Annotated in this window: 1 protein-coding gene; it reads right to left on the reverse strand. The window is 69.3% G+C overall.

The annotated features are described in order from the left end of the window. Nucleotides 1-157: 157 nt before the first annotated feature. The coding region (locus K0M70_RS03595; protein ID WP_290779404.1) for an autotransporter domain-containing protein at nucleotides 158-1,887 on the reverse strand (1,730 nt) is incomplete at its 5' end.

Here is a 1,887-nt window from a genome sequence, read left to right on the forward strand (position 1 = left end):
GCAGGAAGTGACCCTCGCTTCCGCGGTGGCGACGGCACCGTGCACTGGGCGCCGAGCACCGGGCACCGGGCGCCAAGCGCCGTCCCAGGACTTGGGCGAAGAGGCAAAAAAAAGGCCGCCCCGGAGGGCGGCCTTTGGATGTTGCGCAGGCGGTGGCTTAGAAGGCGACGCGCATGCCCAGGCTCAGGCCGTCGCGGCCCTGCTGGTCATCGCTGAAGCGGCCCGTGTAGGCGGCGAACGCGGTGATGTTGTCACCCATCTCGAAGTTCACGCCCAGCTCGGCCGTCATCCAATCCTTCGACGGCGTGAAGCCACCGAGCGTGAAGCGGCCCGGCATGGTGTTCGAACCGGCGTTGACCTGGATCTGGCCGTCCTTGTCTTCCTCGTTCCAGGCCACGCGGGCGAACGGACGGATGCTGTTGCCATCCGAACCCATGTTGCCCATCAGCTGGTAGCCCGCGCGGGTGATGAACGAATCGCGGTCGAAATCGGCGAAGTTCATCGAGGTCGCGCTGCCGCTGCCCTCGGCGAAGTTGCCGATCTGCTGGTTCATCCAATGCGCGCTGGCGAACGGACCGTGCTGGATGCCCTCGGACGAACCGAACAGCCAGCCCAGGCCGAACTCCGCGCCCAGCTGGCGGGCGTTGGTGGAGCCTTCCTCGGTGCGCGTGGTCGGGCCCATTTCGATGTAGCGCTCGATGTCCACGCTGGTGGAGCCGCCGCTGATGGAGCCGTGGGCGTAGCCGCCGCTGCCGAAGCGAAGCGCACCGCCGATGGACGCCAGCACCGCGCGGCTGTCGAGGTTGGCACTGGCGATGTCGTTGTCGTGGTTGCCCAGCGACAGCGCCACACCCCAGTACGCGTTGTCGGCGATGCGGTGGTTGGCGCCCAGGGTGAGCGTCAGCACGTCGGCTTCGCCGCCCAGGATGTTGGTGCCGGCGTTGTCGTCGAAGTCCTGCTGGCCGTACTGCGCCGTGGCGTAGCCGCGCACGCTGCCGGTTTCAAGATTGAGCTGGAAGTCCGACATCAGTTCGTCATTGACGGCGCGGCTGTGGTTCTCGGCAACCTGGACGCCGCCTTCACCGGCATACGAAACCTGCACCGGCGCGGCGATGGTGGACAGCACCACGTTGGCCAGAATCGCGTGCGCGGCACCGGTGGGATGCACGCCGTCGGCGAACAGGAAGGTGTTGTTGGCGCCCGTCGGGTAGGTGAACGGCAGGCCGGAGCCGGCCGGACCGCAGGCCACCGAGCTCGAGCCGGCGCCGCAGGCCTGGCCCGTGACGTTGGTGAAGCCGTACAGGCCCGGGTTGGAGGTGATTTCGCTGATCAGGCCGAAGGTGTTGATCGAGATCAGGCCTTCGCCCAGCGAGCCCAGGCCGGTGCTGAGCGCGGAGTTGTAGACCACCGTGATCTGCGACACCGAACCGGCGCTGGCCGTGGAGCCGAACTGCGGGGTGGCGCCAAGGTTGGGCAGGTTGTACACCACGATGTAGCGCGCGCCGGCCGCCTGCAGGCGACCGATCTGCTGCACGTAGGCGGTGGCGGCGGCGACGGTGCGGGCCTGGGCGTTGGCCGGGTCCAGCGTCAGCGCGGCGAAGATGTCGTTGGCGCCGCCCCAGATGCTGTACAGCGCGTTCGGGTCGGCACGGCCGCCGTTGGGCGTCAGGTACTGCGTCACCTGGGTCGGGATGTTGGGCACCGGGTTCAGGCACAGGCCGGTGGCATTGGCGCACGAGCCGCCCCAGGCGTAGTTCGGACCGCCCAGCAGCGACGGACCGCTGGGCAGGCCGAACGCGGCCGCGGTGGTTTGGGCGGGCCCCGGGTGGGGGGTGGGGGGGGAGGGGTTTGCGGGCGGCCGGCCCGGGGGAGCGGGGGTGGTGGCGG

This window comes from Arenimonas sp. (genome assembly GCF_019459675.1).
In the GTDB taxonomy this organism is placed as follows: Bacteria; Pseudomonadota; Gammaproteobacteria; order Xanthomonadales; family Xanthomonadaceae; genus Arenimonas.